Annotated in this window: 15 protein-coding genes and 1 riboswitch; of the genes, 8 read left to right on the plus strand and 7 right to left on the minus strand. The window is 51.2% G+C overall.

Features of this window, described 5'->3' with window-relative positions; genetic code table 11:
• Window positions 1–15: 15 nt before the first annotated feature.
• Window positions 16–792: an NRDE family protein gene (locus tag JHL22_RS04310; protein ID WP_169293714.1), complete on the plus strand. Its 777-nt coding sequence runs from the start codon at window positions 16–18 to the stop codon at window positions 790–792.
• Between the two features lie 25 nt (window positions 793–817).
• Here the strand turns inward: JHL22_RS04310 and clcA are convergent, their stop codons facing one another.
• Window positions 818–2,155, minus strand: coding sequence for a H(+)/Cl(-) exchange transporter ClcA (clcA, locus tag JHL22_RS04315; protein WP_200234199.1), 1,338 nt, complete (start codon window positions 2,153–2,155; stop codon window positions 818–820).
• 90 nt (window positions 2,156–2,245) lie between these two features.
• Window positions 2,246–3,178 carry a LysR family transcriptional regulator gene (locus tag JHL22_RS04320; protein ID WP_200234201.1) on the minus strand — a complete coding sequence of 311 codons (933 nt, stop codon included), beginning with the start codon at window positions 3,176–3,178 and terminating at the stop codon, window positions 2,246–2,248.
• 112 nt (window positions 3,179–3,290) lie between these two features.
• Here JHL22_RS04320 and JHL22_RS04325 point away from each other — a divergent pair, with 112 nt between their 5' ends.
• A complete protein-coding gene (locus JHL22_RS04325) occupies window positions 3,291–4,811 on the plus strand; it encodes a CoA-acylating methylmalonate-semialdehyde dehydrogenase (protein WP_200234203.1) in 1,521 nt (506 codons plus the stop codon).
• Window positions 4,812–4,901: 90 nt separating this feature from the next.
• Here the strand turns inward: JHL22_RS04325 and JHL22_RS04330 are convergent, their stop codons facing one another.
• From JHL22_RS04330 to metH, 3 genes are all read right to left on the minus strand, one after another.
• A complete protein-coding gene (locus JHL22_RS04330) occupies window positions 4,902–5,540 on the minus strand; it encodes a YiaD family glycine zipper/OmpA-like lipoprotein (RefSeq protein WP_200234205.1) in 639 nt (212 codons plus the stop codon).
• A gap of 285 nt (window positions 5,541–5,825) precedes the next feature.
• Entirely contained in the window at window positions 5,826–6,623 is a 798-nt protein-coding gene (locus JHL22_RS04335) for a helix-turn-helix transcriptional regulator (protein ID WP_200234207.1), read from the minus strand.
• 8 nt (window positions 6,624–6,631) lie between these two features.
• Window positions 6,632–10,411, minus strand: coding sequence for a methionine synthase (metH, locus tag JHL22_RS04340; protein ID WP_200234215.1), 3,780 nt, complete (start codon window positions 10,409–10,411; stop codon window positions 6,632–6,634).
• Between the two features lie 62 nt (window positions 10,412–10,473).
• Window positions 10,474–10,666: riboswitch (cobalamin riboswitch) on the plus strand.
• A gap of 45 nt (window positions 10,667–10,711) precedes the next feature.
• Between metH and JHL22_RS04345 the strand changes: the two genes are divergently transcribed.
• Both JHL22_RS04345 and JHL22_RS04350 read left to right on the plus strand, forming a co-directional pair.
• Entirely contained in the window at window positions 10,712–12,586 is a 1,875-nt protein-coding gene (locus JHL22_RS04345; protein ID WP_200234218.1) for a TonB-dependent receptor domain-containing protein, read from the plus strand.
• Window positions 12,587–12,691: 105 nt separating this feature from the next.
• Window positions 12,692–13,570 (plus strand): ABC transporter substrate-binding protein, encoded by an 879-nt coding sequence (locus JHL22_RS04350; protein WP_200234220.1) that lies wholly within the window; start codon window positions 12,692–12,694, stop codon window positions 13,568–13,570.
• Here JHL22_RS04350 and JHL22_RS04355 read toward each other — a convergent pair.
• The gene (locus JHL22_RS04355) at window positions 13,567–14,529 is read right to left on the minus strand and encodes an NAD(P)/FAD-dependent oxidoreductase (protein ID WP_200234222.1); all 963 of its coding nucleotides are present in this window, start codon (window positions 14,527–14,529) and stop codon (window positions 13,567–13,569) included. The genes JHL22_RS04350 and JHL22_RS04355 overlap by 4 nt on opposite strands.
• A 158-nt stretch (window positions 14,530–14,687) precedes the next feature.
• Here JHL22_RS04355 and folB point away from each other — a divergent pair, with 158 nt between their 5' ends.
• From folB to queF, 3 genes are read left to right on the plus strand one after another with little or no spacing between them, the layout of a single operon-like run.
• Entirely contained in the window at window positions 14,688–15,047 is a 360-nt protein-coding gene (gene folB / locus JHL22_RS04360) for a dihydroneopterin aldolase (protein WP_200234224.1), read from the plus strand.
• Between the two features lie 2 nt (window positions 15,048–15,049).
• Window positions 15,050–15,997, plus strand: coding sequence for a tRNA 2-thiocytidine(32) synthetase TtcA (gene ttcA, locus JHL22_RS04365; RefSeq protein ID WP_200234226.1), 948 nt, complete (start codon window positions 15,050–15,052; stop codon window positions 15,995–15,997).
• 13 nt (window positions 15,998–16,010) lie between these two features.
• Window positions 16,011–16,841 (plus strand): NADPH-dependent 7-cyano-7-deazaguanine reductase QueF, encoded by an 831-nt coding sequence (queF, locus tag JHL22_RS04370; protein WP_200234228.1) that lies wholly within the window; start codon window positions 16,011–16,013, stop codon window positions 16,839–16,841.
• A gap of 264 nt (window positions 16,842–17,105) precedes the next feature.
• Here the strand turns inward: queF and JHL22_RS04375 are convergent, their stop codons facing one another.
• On the minus strand, window positions 17,106–17,279 hold the full coding sequence (locus JHL22_RS04375; protein WP_200234230.1) for a hypothetical protein: 174 nt from the start codon (window positions 17,277–17,279) through the stop codon (window positions 17,106–17,108).
• On the opposite strand from JHL22_RS04375, the gene JHL22_RS04380 reads away from it, so the two are divergent.
• Window positions 17,278–18,351, plus strand: a complete 1,074-nt coding sequence (locus JHL22_RS04380) for an HlyD family secretion protein (RefSeq protein WP_200234232.1) — start codon at window positions 17,278–17,280, stop codon at window positions 18,349–18,351. The two genes, JHL22_RS04375 and JHL22_RS04380, sit on opposite strands and share 2 nt — an antisense overlap.
• Window positions 18,352–18,357: the final 6 nt, after the last annotated feature.

The raw sequence follows: 18,357 nt of genomic DNA on the forward strand, positions 1-18,357 counted from the left end.
CACTGGAAATATTTTATGTGCATTGCCTATTTATCTATCAGAAAGCATCCCGAATGGCCCTTGTTCATTGCAGCCAACCGGGACGAATTTCACCAGCGCAAGGCATTGGCAGCCGCTCGATGGCACAGCAATCCGGCCATTATTGCCGGAATCGACAGCGAAGCGGGCGGAACCTGGCTGGGCATCAATACCAACGGCCGTTTTGCCCTGCTGACCAATTACCGCGATGTCAACACTATCGTCCCCGGGGCACCAAGCCGTGGTCATCTGGTAAGTGAATTTCTGCAAACCAATACGCCATCCGTGGAATATGCAAGCAACATTTTGAGCCGGGCAGCACAATACAATGCTTTCAACCTGGTCGTGGGCAACCCACAGAAAAGCATGTATATCAGCAATCGCAGCCACCAGATCGAACCGGCCGAACTGCAGCCGGGCAGTCATGTCCTGTCCAACCATTTAATGGACACACCATGGCCCAAGGCCGAACGGCTGCGCAAGGCGCTGGACAGCATTGAGCTTGATTTTCTACCCGACCAATTACCCGAAATTTTTGATATTTTGCGTGACAATACCCGCGCTGCCGACAACGATTTACCCAATACCGGGTTATCGCTGGAGCGCGAACGACTGCTCAGCAGCCCGTTTATTGTCAGCCCCGACTATGGCACCCGCTGTTCAACCATTATTGCCGTACATAAAAGTGGCCAGGCCCTGTTTAGCGAAATGACTTACAACCCCATGGGTGAAGCCGTCAGCCAGAATAAATTTGATTTTTTCATTCAAACCTAAGGCAACAGCGCTGCAACCAGGCCAATCATGCTTTCTTTTCCAGTCGTAAGGTACGTTCTAGCAGTACTTCATAAATAGGACGCCCCCCCAGGGCATCGGCCACGATATTGGCCATGATGGCTGTCAGTAAAACCGGAATCACCAGTACATAAGAGCCGGTAAGCTCAGCCACCAACACCATACCCACCAGTGGTGCACGTACGGTACCGGCAAATAAACCCGCCATACCGGCTGCGGCAAATGCCACGATTGTGCCAGGCGGCAAGGGCATGAGCAGACTCAACAATTCGGCTAAAAACACACTGCTTGCCGTGGCCAAGGCCAGAATTGGCGCAAAAATACCTGCGGGAGCCCCGGTAGAATAACTGGCGGCCGTACCAAAAAACCGTACCAGAATGACCAATCCCAATAAACCAATCGGCATCGGATTATTGACAATAGCAACCGCCAGGGACTCGCCACCGCCAGTCGCTTCAGGAAAAATCACCAGCATGGGCCCAATGACAAGACCCAGTAAAGCCGGGATTAAATAAGGAGAAAAACGCAAACCAATATGCAAGGACAGATCAAGAGCTGCCAAAACCATACGGTTAAACACCACTCCCATCGCCCCCAATACCACCCCCAACACAACAAACACGGGTAAAAAGGACAGGGGCATGGCCGTTGATGACAAAGCCATAAACGGTGTCGAGCCTGAAATTGCCACAGTGGCAATCGCGCTCACACCGCACGCAATAATGGCGGCGCTATAAGTTCGCCCGCTATGGGGGAAGACATTACGTGCCTCTTCCAGAATAAACAGAACGGATGCCATAGGGGCATTAAAGGCCGCTGTCAAACCGGCAGCCCCACCGGCTCCCCAAAGCGCGCGCGTATCCCTCTGACCAAATGAAAACCACGATCCAAGCGCTTTGGCAATGGAGGCACCCATATGAATGGTTGGGCCTTCACGACCGCCAATCAAACCCGCTCCCAAAGCCAGCGTACCGCCAATGAATTTTACCGGTAACACACGTTGCCACCGTATATTGCGCAGACCTGCCATGGCACCTTCAATTTCCTGCACACCCGAGCCGCTGGCCTCGGGTGCCACAAAACGCACCAACGCCACCGCCAGGCAAAACATGGCAGCCGAAAACAAGGACAGGAAAAGATAAAGCCCTATCCCTTCCAACCCCAAGAATTCAGGCAAATGGCGGGACCAGGCCAGCGAATGATCAATGACCTGATGAAAAAAAGACCCCAGCACACCGGTTAGCAAGCCAACCACCGCAGCAATAAAATAATACAGCCACGCTTTGTTATGGCCATTATCGTCATTATCGTTTGACTCTGCTATTGATGTGGGACGATTATTCATACACTTAAACCAACTCAACTGATTGAAATTTTAATTAAACAGCCTTTTCGAATAGCACAATCATACCCGACTTGATTATTTAATTGAAATCTAAATAAAATTTTCATTTTCAAAAGCAGCTTTCAGGTAACTGACAAACAACCGGATAATATTGGGCACATGCGGGCTATAAGGGCGAAGGGCGAAAATGCTTTCCCCAAAGACACTGACCGGTTTCCATGGTGACAGGACCGGGACCAAGGTGCCTTTTTTCAGTTCTGCTGCTACCGAAAAATCAGGAATGGCAGCGATCCCCTGATGTGCCAAAAGCAGTTCCCGCAGCGTTTCACTATTATTGGCAGAAAAAGAACCATTAACCGGTACACTAACTCTTTCCCCAACACCTTTCCTGCGCTCAAAATGCCAGGTAGGTCGGGAGCCCGAGCGCAAATAAGTCAGACAGTTATGCTTCTTCAAATCTGACGGATGTGATGGCATGCCATGATTCTGTATATATTCGGGACTTGCCAGAAGCAGGGTTTGGGTTTGACACAAAACCCATGCCACATAGGTTTCGGGAACAGCCGAAGTATGCCTGATGGCTAGATCAAACCCCTCTTGCGCAAGCGTGCTGATATGATCGGACAGCTCGATTTCAATCTTGATTTCAGGGTAAAGCCGCATGAAATCAGCCAAACGCGGCACGATCTGCTGACGGGCCAGTGCAACCGGTGCAGTTACCCTGATGACCCCCTTTGGCTGTTCGGCCAATTCCTGGATTTTTTCACAACCGGTTTCTATCTCGGCAAAAGCCGGGCGCGTTAAGGCAACCATGGCCTGCCCTGCCTCGGTTAACCGCACGCTACGGGTAGTACGCTGCACCAGCATGATGCCCAGCGCTTTTTCAAGCTCCTGGATGCGCTGACTCATGGCCGCCTTGCTAACACCCAGTCGTTGTGCCGCTGCCGTATAACTGCCTGCATCATCAAGAATGCCAAGCCAGTAAATGTGTGACCAGAGGGGTTCTATTTTTCGCATATCCATTTGAGCATTGTCTAATATTATGAACAATAAATCCAGCTTTCAAGTATTGATCATCAGGAGGCCGCTCTCTATACTACTTTAAAACATCATTTCAAAACAGGAGAACAGCATCATGAACCCAGTCCCGGCTTATACCAGCAGTGAAGATATTGTCAATTATATTAATGGCGCAAGAACCACTCCCTCCCGGGCAGAAAAACAGGCAGTCTACAACCCTGCCACGGGTGCAGTGACTCGCCATGTAGTGCTTTCAGGCGCACAGGAAATAAACGATGCCGTGGCGGCTGCCAAAGCCGCTGCCACAAACTGGGCCAACACCCCCCCCATCCGCCGGGCTCGCATCATCAACAAATTCCTGGGCCTGATGCAGGAACATACCGATACCCTGGCAGCCATCATTACTGCCGAGCATGGCAAAGTCTTTACCGATGCCCAGGGCGAAGTGGCCAGAGGCATTGATATTATCGAATTTGCCTGCGGCATTCCCCAATTACTCAAGGGCGATTACACCGATCAGGTGTCCACCAACATTGACAACTGGACCATGCGCCAGCCTTTGGGCGTCGTCGCTGGCATAACGCCTTTCAATTTCCCGGTCATGGTTCCCTGCTGGATGTTTCCGATTGCCATTGCCGCAGGCAATACTTTTATTCTCAAACCCAGTGAACGGGACCCCAGTACCTCCCTGTTCATGGCCGGTCTGTTAAAGCAGGCAGGCCTGCCCGATGGTGTTTTCAACGTTGTACAAGGAGGCAAACCGGCCGTTGATGCCTTGCTGGAACACCCGGATGTATCTGCCATCAGCTTTGTTGGCTCTACCCCCATCGCCCACTATATCAGTGAACGCGCTGCCCATTTTGGCAAACGGGTGCAGGCCCTGGGCGGTGCCAAAAACCATCTTGTCGTTATGCCCGATGCCGATCTGGAGCGTGCCGTTGATGCCCTCGTGGGTGCCGGCTACGGCTCTGCCGGTGAACGCTGCATGGCCATTTCCGTTGCCTTGCTGGTGGGCGATGTGGGAGACAAACTGATTCCAATGCTGGCAGAGCGTACCCGCAACCTTAAAATCATGGAGGGCATGAATCTGGAAGCTGAAATGGGCCCCATCGTTACCCGTCAGTCACTGGACAAAATTGAATCCTATATTGAATCAGGTGTTCAGGAAGGAGCCAGCCTAGTTGTTGATGGCCGTGGTTATACTGTTCCGGGGCATGAAAACGGTTTTTTCACCGGTGGCACCCTGTTTGATCACGTCACGCCCGAAATGCGTATTTACAAAGAAGAAATCTTTGGACCTGTGCTGTCCTGCGTAAGGGTTGCCGATCTGGGCGAAGCGATTGAACTGATCAACAACCATGAGTTTGGCAATGGCGTATCGTGCTTTACCAGTGATGGCCATACCGCACGCGAATTTGCCCGCCGCATTCTGGTTGGCATGGTGGGCATTAACGTACCCATTCCGGTACCCATGGCCTGGCACGGATTTGGTGGCTGGAAAAAAAGCCTCTTTGGCGACATGCACGCCTACGGAGAAGAAGGTGTACGTTTTTACACCCGCCAGAAATCCATCATGCAGCGCTGGCCTGAAAGCATGTCCAAAGGCGCAGAATTTGCCATGCCAACAGCCAAATAAAATAATAGAATGCAAAAAGACCCTTGAATTTTTGTGTATCAAGGGTCTTTTATAAAGCTTGTATGGCAACGCCAGGCTTATAAACGAATGTTAACGAACCGCATACAGATAAAGTTCCACGCGACGGTTCATGGCACGTCCACTTGCCGTACTATTGCTGGCAACAGGATCATTAGGACCGCGGCCTTCGATGCTCATGCGGCTGGTAGCAACGCCTTGGGAAGCCAGGTAATTAACCACGCTTGAGGCACGGTTAACAGAAAGAGTCTGGTTAAAAGCAGCTGAGCCGGTGCTATCAGTATGACCCACTGATTTCAGACGCAGCGTGGGTTCTTCAACCATAGAAGTTGCCAAGGCATTCAGGACAGGGTAAATGGCAGGTTTAAGCGTGGCCTGGCTGATATCGAAAGTGGCACCGTCAGGGATATTGACTTTCAGGCTGCCATCGGGCATTTGGGTGGTTGAAATACCCAGTTGCTTGCCGCCGGCCTGGTCAACCTTGCCAACAATACGATCCCAGTTATAACCAACAATCCCGCCGGTTATCGCACCAATACCCGCACCAATGCCGGCTGCTTTGGAGCTGTCACCAATTAGCGCTCCCAAGCCTGCACCCACTACCGCGCCAATACCACCACCTGCAGCAGTATTGCCACCTTGTGTTGCGCAACCAGCCAGAATAGACCCGGCAACCAAAACACCTGCAAGACGTGTTAAACGATAATTCATGTACTTCTCCTATTCGAATCTGTATTCTTGATTATGAATGACGGCAAGTATGACTAAAATAATAGATGGTTAAAAAACCATATCTTAAATTAATACGCTTTCCGCTGGGAATACTAACATACTACTTCAGACACAAGTACCGCCAAGCTCTCCTTTAATGTGGCCAAAAAATCCAAAATGCAACTATCCCATTGTTTTCATATGGTTTTTAAACTAAAGCAATTAACATTGCTTGTATTTTAATAACAATCCGCAATGATTGGTAGAATATTTAATAATGCGATATTAATCGGGTTTTATCAACAACATCACCAACTTATAGTCAAGGTGAGTCGCCAGCCGAAAAGTGATCTGGTCAAACTCTAAGTATCCCTTTTCCGGATGCATGAATTCGCGTATGCCCCCCTCACGTTCCACCACCGCCTGTCTTGACCACCAATGCTGAAACAGCTCGCTGGAAGCAAGCAGCTCTTCAATAATCTGGCTAATATCCTGCTCATCAAGATGGGCGCCAATATCAGCCCTGAACTCGGCCACTGAACGACGCGCCCGCTGTTCCCAATTAACCACAACCTGGGGGGCATCGGGATTTTGAAAAATGAACCTGAGTAAATTGGGCGCCTGCTGGCGACTGGGCCAATGATTGAAAACCGTGTCCAGGGCCTGATTGAAAAACAGCATATTCCAGCAACGGTCCAGGATATAAGCCGGTCCGGCACAATTATTAACACAGGCCTGAAGCGATACAGGAAGACTGCCATGCTGCGCTTTACCATGATCGGGGTCAGTCACCTCAGCCAGTTCAAACAGGTAAGCCCGTTCCGCCTTGCTCATGTGCAGAACATCGGCCAGCCGGGACCACACGGTGCTGGAAACGGAAACATCGCGTCCCTGTTCAATCCAGGTATACCAGGTAACGCTAATATCACATAACTGCGCCACTTCTTCACGACGCAGGCCCGGCGTCCGGCGACGCTGCCCGTGGCTAAGCCCTGCCATTTGCGGTGTTACCCTGGAACGGGCATTACGCACGAACTCACCCAACACCTGTTTATTCGCCGGAACCCCTGACTTGATACTCATAACCGGATTTACCCAAGACTGCTCATTAACGCCTTACGCACTTCCGCTTCTTCAAGCCCGCTGCGCGCAATATAATCCTGTAATTGGTCATCGCCAATATTGCCAACGTTAAAGTAAGAAGACTGTGGATGGCTTAAATAGAAGCCCGAGACACTGGATGCAGGGTACATGGCCAGGCTTTCGGTTAGCTGCATGCCAATTTCCTCGGGCAACAAGACGTCAAACATGTCCCGCTTAACCGTATGTTCAGGACAGGCCGGGTAACCTGGTGCGGGGCGAATACCCTGGTATTTTTCTGCGATGACCTCTTCGTTACCCAGTGACTCATCGGGCACATACCCCCACAGATCCTTGCGGACCCGGGCGTGCAGGCATTCGGCCAAGCCTTCAGCAAAACGATCACCCAGCGCCTTAAGCATAATGCTGGAATAATCATCCATTTCCTGTTCGAAACGTTTTTCATGGACTTCAATACCCAGGCCACCAGTGACGGCGAAAAAGCCGATGTAGTCCTTGACACCACTTTCTTTAGGGGCAATGTAGTCGGCCAGACACTTGTTGTCCACCCCTTCCCGTTTGGCGGTTTGCTGACGCAAATTACGCCAGCTAAACAGGACCTCGGTGCGGGATTCGTCTTTATAGACTTCAATATCTTCATGGTTAACCGTATTAGCCGGATAAAAAGCCACCACACCACTAGCAGTCAGCCAGCGACCTTCAATGACTTTTTTCAGCATGGCCTTGCCATCTTCATACAGTTTTTTGGCCTGTTCACCCACAACCTTGTCTTCCAGAATAGCGGGGAACTGCCCGAATAAGCCCCAGGTCTGGAAAAACGGGGTCCAGTCCATGAATTTTTCTATTTCACTTAAGTCATACTGTTTGAACGTACGACGGCCAATGAATTTGGGCTTGGGCGGGGTGTAGTTTTGCCAGTCAATCTGTGGCTTGGCCTTGCGGGCTTCCTCTAGTGGAATAATCGGAGTCGCCTTGCGATTGGCGTGACGCTCACGCACTTTTTCGTATTCTTCAGCCGTTTCGCGAATAAAAACGTCGACCTGATCGGAAACCAGCTGCGTAGCCACGCCAACGGCACGGCTGGCATCGGCCGTATAAACAACCGGGCCATCATAATGAGGCGCGATTTTGACGGCGGTATGAACCCGGCTGGTGGTGGCACCGCCAATCATCAGCGGAATATTATGTTCCCGGAAATAAGGATCGCGTTGCATTTCAGCGGCGACATAAGCCATTTCTTCCAGACTGGGGGTAATTAACCCTGACAGGCCAACAATATCGGCCTTTTCTTCCTTGGCCTTGGCCAGGATCTCGGCACAAGGCACCATCACGCCCATATTCACGACTTCAAAGTTATTGCACTGCATAACCACGGCCACAATGTTTTTGCCAATATCGTGCACATCGCCTTTCACGGTGGCAATCACCATTTTACCCTTGGCGCGTACATCCCCCCCCTGGGCTTCAATCTGCCGTTTTTCTTCTTCAATGAAAGGCACCAGGTGAGCCACGGCCTGCTTCATGACGCGGGCTGACTTGACCACCTGGGGCAGGAACATTTTTCCTTCGCCAAACAGATCGCCCACAATATTCATGCCATCCATCAGGGGGCCTTCAATCACCTCGATGGGACGGCCACCACGATCGGAAATTTGCTGGCGGATTTCTTCGGTGTCTTCAACAATAAACGTGGTAATACCATGCACCAGAGAATGGGCCAGGCGTTTTTCAACTTCCTGCTCACGCCAGGTCAAGTCTTCTACTTTTTTGCTACCACTGCCCCCCTTGACGGTTTCGGCAAACTCTACCAGCCTTTCGGTTGGGGTATGCTCATCGGCAGGGTCGGTTTTACCCAGCGGAGGATCCCGATTCAGAAGAACATCTTCAACCAGGACCTTGATTTTGGGATCAAGATCAGCATAAACACCCAACATACCGGCATTGACAATACCCATTGTCAGGCCTTCACGAATGGCGTAGTAAAGGAAAACGGTATGAATCGCCTCGCGCATGGCCTCATTGCCACGGAACGAGAAGCTCACGTTGGAAATGCCACCCGAGATACGGGCATAAGGCAGGTTCTCATGGATCCACTTGACGGCTTCGATAAAGTCGACACCATAGTTGTTGTGCTCATCCAGACCCGTGGCAATGGCAAACACGTTAGGGTCGAAAATAATATCCTCGGGTGGAAAGTACAGTTCTTCTGTAAGCAAACGGTAGGCTTTACCACAAATATCCTTGCGTCGTTGCAGGGTATCAGCCTGGCCTTGTGTATCAAAGGCCATCACCACAACGGCCGCACCGTATTTACGGCACAGGCGTGCATGCTTAAGAAAAGCCTCTTCACCTTCTTTCATGGAAATGGAGTTAACGATTGGCTTGCCCTGCACGCACTTCAGCCCCTCTTCAATAACCTCCCATTTGGAACTGTCAATCATGATGGGCACCCGGGCGATATCAGGTTCAGAAGCAATCAAATTCAGAAACCGGCGCATATTGGCTTTGGAATCCAACATGGCTTCATCCATATTGATGTCAATAATTTGTGCGCCATTTTCCACCTGTTGACGGGCGACTGACAACGCTTCATCAAATTTTTCTTCACGAATCAGACGCAAAAATGCCTTACTGCCCGTTACGTTGGTACGCTCTCCCACGTTGACAAATAGGGACTCTTCATCAATATTCAGGGCTTCAAGGCCAGACAGACGGGTTTTTACCGGCACCTGTGGCACTTCACGGGCGGGCAAGGTTTTAACGCTTTGCACAATAGCCTGGATATGCTCGGGTGTAGTGCCGCAACAGCCCCCCACCATATTCACAAAACCGGCCTGGGCAAACTCTGCCAGCAAAGAAGAGGTATCTTCCGGGGTTTCATCAAAGCCCGTGTCACTCATGGGATTGGGCAGGCCGGCATTCGGATACACACAGGTATAGGTGTCGCTAAGTTTTGACAGTTCGGCCACATAAGGCCGCATTAAGGCGGCCCCCAGCGCACAGTTCAGCCCAATCGTAACAGGCCTGGCATGGCGAATGGAGTTCCAGAAAGCTTCAACCGTTTGCCCGGAAAGGATACGCCCGGAAGCGTCGGTGACCGTACCGGAAATCATGACGGGCAGGCGTATGCCACGTGCTTCAAAGACATTTTCTACCGCAAAAATGGCCGCTTTGGCATTCAGGGTATCAAAAATGGTTTCAATCAGGACGATATCAATATCACCGTCAAGCAGCCCGTTCAATTGTTCGGTGTAGGCCTCGGCCAACTCTTCGAATGTAATATTGCGTGCCCCCGGATCATTGACATCAGGAGAAATGGACGCCGTTTTGGGCTGTGGGCCCAGGGCACCGGCCACAAAACGGGGATGTTCGGCTGTGCTGAATTCATCACAGGCCTGGCGCGCCAGTTTAGCTGATTCCAGGTTCAGTTCGTAGGCCAATTCTGCCAGGTTGTAATCGCCTTGGGCCACCGCAGTGGCGCCAAAGGTATTGGTTTCAATCACATCGGCACCGGCAGCCAGATATTGGCGATGGATATCCAGAATAAGATCGGGACGCACCAACGACAACAGCTCGTTATTACCTTTGACATCCTTGCCATGCTCTGCAAAGCGCTCACCGCGAAAATCGGACTCGGTCAGTTTAAATTGCTGGATCATGGTCCCCATTGCGCCATCAAGCACAAGAATACGGCCGGAACCCAGCTGGCGGACAAATTCGGCACCCTTTGTATAGGCGGAAAGCGGATATGGAAGTTTAGGATAAGACACGTTGAACCTGAAAATAGAATTGTCGTGGCTCTAGTGTACTAAATATTATGGCTATGTTACAGTATTGCCCTTATTGCCAAGGTGCTTTCAACTCATTCGAGCGGTGAAAGTTAAATGGGAAACAGAAAACAGGAAAAATAGCCGGCCATTTCGCCACGCTTGTCCTATTCAGTCTGTGCTGCCCCCGCAACGGTAAGCTGCCTGGCCTTCAACGGCCGGCAACAAGTCCGATACCAGCCAAACAATAAACATTCCCTAATTCCTATGTGCGGGGTCGCACATATTGTGAAGGCCATTTACATGAATTTTACGCTCCACACTCGTGCGCTGGCACTGGCTGCCTGTTTCGCTCCTGCCCTGCTTTTTGCCCAAACCCCCACCAACCCTGCCCCCAATGTCACCACTCTGGATACCATTGTTGCCACGCCTGCCCGCATGGCCCAGCCGCTGGATAAGGTAATGGGTGACGTGACCGTTATTCAGGCCGAATCACTGCAAAATGCCGGCATGCAATCCATGACGGCTATCTTGGCCAGGCAGCCGGGTTTACAGATTTATAACTCGGGGGGCCCGCAAACGCTTTCAGGCATTTATCTACGGGGGGCCAGTCCACAACAATCCCTGGTACTGGTCAATGGCATGCGCATCAATGACAATCTATCGGGTGCAACCAATTGGGCGGCCATAGACCCTTCCACGATTGAACGCATTGAAATCATCCGTGGTTCGGCCAGCAGCCTGTATGGTTCCAACGCCATGGGTGGCGTGATTAATATTATTACCAAACCTGGCGGGCAAGACCGCCCGTTCAGCGCCTTTGGCAATGTTGGTGTTGGCTCGGACAGCACTTTCAAGACCGGTTTCGGTTTTTCAGGGGCACAAAACAACTGGAACTACAGCCTGGCCGCCAGCTATGCCTCCAGCGATGGCTTTAATGCCACCAACCCTGATTCAGGCCCCTACACGTACAACCAGGACGACGATGGCTACACCCAAACCAGCCTGACCGGCTCCCTGGGTTATGAGTGGAACCCAGGGCAACGGGTTGACCTGACATTCCTGCATGGTTATAACCATGGCGACTTCGATTCTGGTAAGGATTACCAAAACACCTATGGCATTACCCGCCAGCAGGCTTATACCCTTGGCAGTACCAATCAAATTACGGCCAACTGGGAAAGCATCCTGAGTTTTGGTTACAGTAAAAGCGACTATGACTCTCAAGCCTCATATGGCCGCTCGGAAATTGGTACTATCCAGCGTCAGTACAGCTGGCAAAACAACTTTACGCTTAACCAAAATAACGTGCTGTCCCTGGTGCTGGAGCACCTTGACGAACGGGCTAGTGGCTCTTCCCTGTTAACCCGCCAGCACCGTGATACCAATGCGGTTGGGCTGATCTACCGGGGTGATTTTGACCGCCATCACTTGCAGGCCAGTGTGCGTCATGACAATATTTCCAGCATTGGAGATAAAACCACCGGCAGCCTGGGTTATGACTACGATTTAAGCCCTTCACTCAAACTGGGTGTTGCCGCCAGCACCGGTTTTCGGGCACCGACCTTTGCCGACCTGTATACGCCACTTAGCTGGGGCTACCAGGGCAATCCCAATTTAAAACCGGAAAAATCCAAAAACATCGAAGCCAGCCTGCGCTATCAGGCTAATGACACCCAGCTAAGCCTGGTGGTGTTCCAGAATAAATTCAGGGACCTGATCAACCCTTATGTGTGCGATGCCATGTTCAACTGCACTGCAGAAAACACCGACAAAGCCACCATTCGCGGCCTGTCGCTGGAGGCCTCCCACCAGTTTGGCAATACCCTGTTCAGTGCCGGTGCCGACTTCCTGAACCCCAAGGACGACACCAACGGCAAAACCCTGGTCCGCCGGGCCAAACAGGTTTATCGTCTCTCGGTCAGCCACAAACTGGACAATGCCGAGCTGGGCGCCAGCTATCAATTTGTAGGCAAACGCTTTGATGACAAGGACAACACCGCCGCCAAAAAACTGGGCGGTTATGGCCTGCTTAACCTTCATGCAAGCTACCAGTTCAACAAAAACCTGCAGGGCCAGATCTACTGGAATAATGTGACAGACAAAAAATACAATACTGCCTATGGCTACAATAGCCAAGGTTCCAATGTATTTCTAAACTTGGCCTGGCGCATGTAGCCAGCAATAGCTGTTAAGGCCTTTCCTGCCCGTTTTACAGGCAGGAAAGGCCGGCTTTTACCAAACCAGTAAGCTGCCTGCAACCAGGATCTCGGGATCAAAAACATGAAGCTTCATCATAAGCTGTTTGTCGGGCTCTGCCTTCTTGTCGGTTCATTTAATGCCAGCCTGCCCTCCCAGGCAGGCACCTTAAGCGCCCCCGTGCAGGAAACGGCAAAACGCATTATCAGCCTGTCGCCCCATGCCACGGAACTGATATTTGCGGCCGGGGCAGGCAAACAGCTGATTGGGGTTGCCAAAAGCAGCAACTATCCCCCTGAAGTCAAAAACATGACTAACGTGGGCGACGGCCTGCGTCCAAATGCCGAATTATTGCTAAGCTTGCAACCCGACCTGATTGTGACCTGGTCTTCGGGGGGCCTGCCCGTGACGGGACTCAAACAGGCTGAACGCATGGTGCCGGTACTGTCTCTTGCCCCCCAAAAACTGGCAGATATTACGGCAGACCTGTTGCAAATTGCCAAGCTGGCCGGTACGCTGGAACAAACCCGCCCCCTGGCCCATGAGCTGGAACAAATCATCCAACAAACCCGTGCTGAATACAGCACCCGTACACCCGTACCGGTTTTTATTTTTTTGGGCAGTACCCCGCTTTACACGCTGGGGGGCAGCCCTATCCAGAACGAAGTGTTGCAGGTTTGCGGTGCCTACAATATTTTCAGCGACCAGGGCAACCCTTCGCCCATTGTCAGCCTGGAAAGCATTATGCAGCGCCAACCCACACTGATACTGGCCGGATCTTCCCGGGAAGATCTGCCCAAAGAAATACTGGATTTTTTCAATGGCAAAGGGTTTTCATTTAGCCGTCAGGACATGGTTACCCAACACCCTGATGTTTTATTTCGCCCAACAGACCGGCTGATTCGCGCCCTGCCCGGGCTTTGCCAGGCTATCGACCAGGTCCGCACCCGCACACACCCCTAACTCACCAGCTCAAGCGCTTCCTGCTCAAGCTTACGCTGGATGGCCTTGGCCGCCACCACCCCATCGGCCATGGAAGTAATAATGCAGGGATGATGCCGGTTGGCGACCTCGCCAATGGCATACACGCCGGGCACATTTGTTTCTGCGGTATGGGCATGGGTATTGACATAGCCTTTTTCGCTGCGGGAAAGCCCCAGGCTTTCCAGGCCATTAAGCTGGGCCTGCCACCCATAAAAAACCATGACGACATCATACTTATGTCCGTTAACGGTTCTTGCCAGCGGATCAAAGACATACTCACCCGTATGAATCCGCTTTTGCGACAGGGATTCAAACCATTGTTTTTGCGCCCTGATATGACGGGCATAAACGTCCACCGACAAGGCCCCTCTTTTTTGCGCAAAAATGGCATTCTCAAAAGCGTTATCACCGCCTCCCAAAACCACCACCTTCTTGTTGGCAAATTCATAGTTTGAAATATGCCTGCCAGGCCCCACCAGGACATGGTCATATTTTTGACTGGCCAGTTCTTGCGGAAAGCGGGAGGTAACGCCACTGGCCACCACCACAAAACGCGACACCAGGGAGTGCCCGTCAAAGAACACCCGAAACAGTTTCTGGCATGCCGGGTTCGTAGGGCTGCCCGCCTTTTTGAACAAGCTATTGATCTGCTCAGGATCTTCAATAGTATCCACCCTGTCCACCCGCATTTTCAATAGTACAGGCACCCTTGCACCATCAAGACTACGCTTGATCTGAACCGCCACCTCTTCTCCGGTCAGGCCGGGGGCAGTGACATTCCAGGCATCTTCAAAGGGATTATGCGCCGTCAGGCCACCTACCTGTTCAGAGGCATCAAGAATTAACGGAGAAAAGCCCAAATGGGCAAGCCAGACAGCGCAGGAAGCACCCGCTGGGCCTGCACCAATTACAATCGCATCATAAACAACCGGTTGCATGTAGCCAAATCCTTTTTATTCCATGAAAAATCAATGATTTCTTTACCTTGAATGCCGCATTGCAGCCTCTTCAAATGAGATAACCACTACAATTAAGCCCTTGATAAATTACAAAGAAAACGTTTTATTCTTTGTCTCTACATATTAACCTTAATTTTATGTCAACTCGTCGTATATTCTTCTCCCGCCTTGCCCTTGATGCCCGGATTGGCATTCTTGAGCATGAGCTGCGTGCAACCCAACCCCTGCATATCGATGCAGAAATAGACATTGAGGTACCCAGACAGCTGAATGACAACGATATCAGCAGTGTGCTTGATTATCGCAAACTGCGGGAAGCCATTATTGAAGAATGTACCCGTGCACACATACATCTGGTTGAGTCACTGGGCGAAATGATCGCCAACCGTTTGCTGAAAGATTTCCCCGAGGTTCAAAAAGTCACGCTCCGGATCAGCAAGCCCATGGCTTTTGCCGATTGTGATGCGGTTGGCATTGAAGTTGTTACTGGAAGATAAACATGAGTACCGAGCATCGTGGCGCCGCAGCCGAAAAAATCCGCCTTGAAAACAACAAGCTAACAAAGCGAGTCATGCGAGAGGCCGGCACTGCCATTGTTGATTACAACATGATTGAAGATGGCGACAAAGTCATGGTTTGCCTGTCGGGTGGCAAAGACTCCTATGGCATGCTGGATATCCTCATGACGCTGCAAAAACGCGCACCTATCCATTTTGATATTGTGGCCGTCAACCTGGACCAGAAACAGCCCGGCTTTCCCGAGCACATCTTGCCCGAATACCTGACAAAAATCGGCGTGCCTTTTCATATTGAAAACCAGGACACCTATTCCATCGTCAAGCGCGTCATTCCAGAAGGCAAAACAACCTGTTCATTATGTTCACGCCTGCGCCGCGGCATTTTATATCGTGTTGCCGAAGAACTGGGTGCAACCAAAATTGCCCTGGGTCATCATCGGGACGATATTCTGGCTACCTTTTTCCTGAACCTGTTTTATGCGGCCAAACTCAAAACCATGCCCCCCAAGCTGGTCTCAGACAATGGCAAACATACCGTGATCAGGCCGCTTGCCTATATTGCCGAAAAAGACCTGATTGCCTATGCTGAACTGAAACAGTTTCCCATCATTCCATGCAATCTGTGCGGTTCCCAGGAAAACCTGAAGCGCCAGGAAATCAACCGGATGATCCGTGCATGGGAAAAGGAAAGCCCCAAAAAAGTATGGAATATCTTCAAATCCCTGTCTGCGGTTGCGCCCTCCCATTTAATGGATCGCAATCTGTTTGATTTTGCCGGCCTGAAACCAAGCGGTCTGGCCGATGAAAACGGTGACAAGGCCTTTGATGCGGAAACCTTCCCCGATCTTGAATCGGCAGCAGGATCTCCGGCTGAATCGATCCCATCCATTTCCCGCAACAAAACCATTTTTATGCAACCCCAACCTTAATTGTTCGCCAGCCATGACCAACCGTGAACTTCATCAGGCCCCTTTGGGAAAAGAAACACACTATCCCGATCAATACGATCCTACACTCCTGTTTCCCATTCCCCGCTCTGGCGGCCGTTCGCAACTTTCCTTGCAGCCGCACCCCCAATGGTACGGTGCCGACATCTGGAATGCCTATGAACTTTCCTGGCTGAATCCAAAAGGCAAGCCCCAGGTGGCCATGGCCCGTTTTACCTTTGAAGCCGTTGCACCCAACATTATTGAATCAAAGTCCTTTAAGCTTTACCTGAACTCATTCAACCAGACCCGACTGGATTCAACAGAAAGCCTGTTAGCCCACCTGCAACAGGACTTGTCCGCTGCCAGCGGGGCGCCCGTTTCCATCCAGCTTATAAAACCTGCCAGCTTTGCCCGGCAAGCTATCGAAGACCTGGACGGCACGCTGCTTGACGAACTGGATATCGCGCCCAGCCAGTATGAACCCGATGCCAGCCTGTTGCAATGCCAGCCTGAAACCATCGTGCAAGAAACCCTGGTTTCCAACCTGCTTAAATCCAACTGTCCGGTCACCCGGCAACCCGACTGGGGCAGCCTGCAAATCCGTTATGAAGGCCCGGCCATCAATCATGTCAGCCTGTTGGAATATATTATTTCCTATCGCAGCCATGACGGTTTTCATGAACAATGCGTGGAACAGGTTTTTTGTGACATCATGAAGCACTGCCAGCCCGTCAACTTATTTATTTATGCCCGCTATACCCGCAGGGGCGGGCTGGATATCAACCCCTGGCGCAGCACTTTTCCCGTCTCTTCCCTGCCGGCAGCCCGCCAGGCCCGCCAATAAAATCATTCCGCCACGTTGGCCAACCGGCTGGCGTGTGCCCGTCAATACCCTTCCCTTTATCTTGCTCCGGCTTTCAGGCCCCGCTAAACCGGCATTTACTTCCTGTTTCTTTTTAGCCTTAAAATTTTCTTTTTAATAATTGCCAGATAAGCATTTGATATACTAAACAGATCAAAAAATGGGCATCCATGCTATCAACCGCTGGCCACAGCCCTGTCATTGTCATTCAAATTAGGATTCACCATGTTTTTCAGTGATATACCTTTACACTTTATTTTTCTCCTTGGCATTATTGTTGTTTTTATCGGTATTGGCCTGAAAGACCACAATCCGGGCATTGTTGTCATGGGTCTTGGCATGATCGTCCTGATCTACGTTGTTATCCAGAAAGCTATCGAAGTTTTCGGCTACTAATGCACATTCATCGTCAGCCATCATGAGCACATCAAACAAAAAACCAATTATTCTTGTCATCATCATCCTGGCGGCAATTGCTCTTGGGGTGTATTACTGGAAACAGGCCGAGTCCAACAGCCAGCTAGATGGCTTTATCAGCAGCAATGGCCGCATAGAGGCCACCGAACTTGATATTTCCAGCAAACTTGCCGGACGAATCCAGGAAATCCTTGTCAACGAAGGAGACTTTATCAAGGCAGGCCAACCCCTGGCCCATATGCAAATTGATGTCCTCAAGGCCCAGCTTGAACAGGCACAGGCAGAACATCAGCAGGCCCTGAACAATGTGAACATTGCCAAAGTCCAGGTAAATGCCCGTGAAAGCGAGCATGCCGCCAGCCAGGCGGTGGTGGCACAACGCGAAAGCGAATTCACCCTGGCCAATCAACGCCTGCGTCGAACCGAAACTTTGGCGGCACGTGGCGCCACCCCCAAACAAACCCTTGACGATGACCGTGCTGCCGCACGCAGCACCGAAGCGGCACTTAATGCAGCTAAGGCACAGGTCAATGCCGCTTCTGCCGCCATCAAGGCCGCCAAGGCACAAATAAGTGGTGCCGAGTCAGCGGTTATTGCGGCAGAAGCAGCCATCAAGCGCATTCAGGCCGATATTGATGACAGCATTCTGAAGTCTCCGCGTGACGGACGCATTCAATTTCGCATTGCCCAGCCGGGTGAAGTGGTTGGTGGAGGTGGAAAAATCCTGAATGTCATCGACCTTAACGATGTCTACATGACTTTCTTCCTGCCCGAGACTGTGGTTGGCCGCCTTGCCATGAATACCGATGTGCATATTGTCCTGGATGCCGCGCCTGAATACGTCATACCCGCCAAAATTTCTTATGTGGCCAGCGCTGCCCAGTTTACGCCCAAAACGGTTGAAACCGCCAGTGAACGCCAAAAACTCATGTTCCGCGTCAAGGCGCGTATTTCACCCGAACTGCTACAACAGCATCTTGAACAGGTCAAAACAGGCCTACCGGGTATGGCCTGGATCAAACTTGACCAAAACAAGGTGTGGCCAGAACACCTAAGCGTCAAGCTGCCGGAGTAAGCAAGT

This window comes from Advenella mandrilli, assembly GCF_016595155.1.
Classification (GTDB): Bacteria; Pseudomonadota; Gammaproteobacteria; order Burkholderiales; family Burkholderiaceae_B; genus Advenella; species Advenella mandrilli.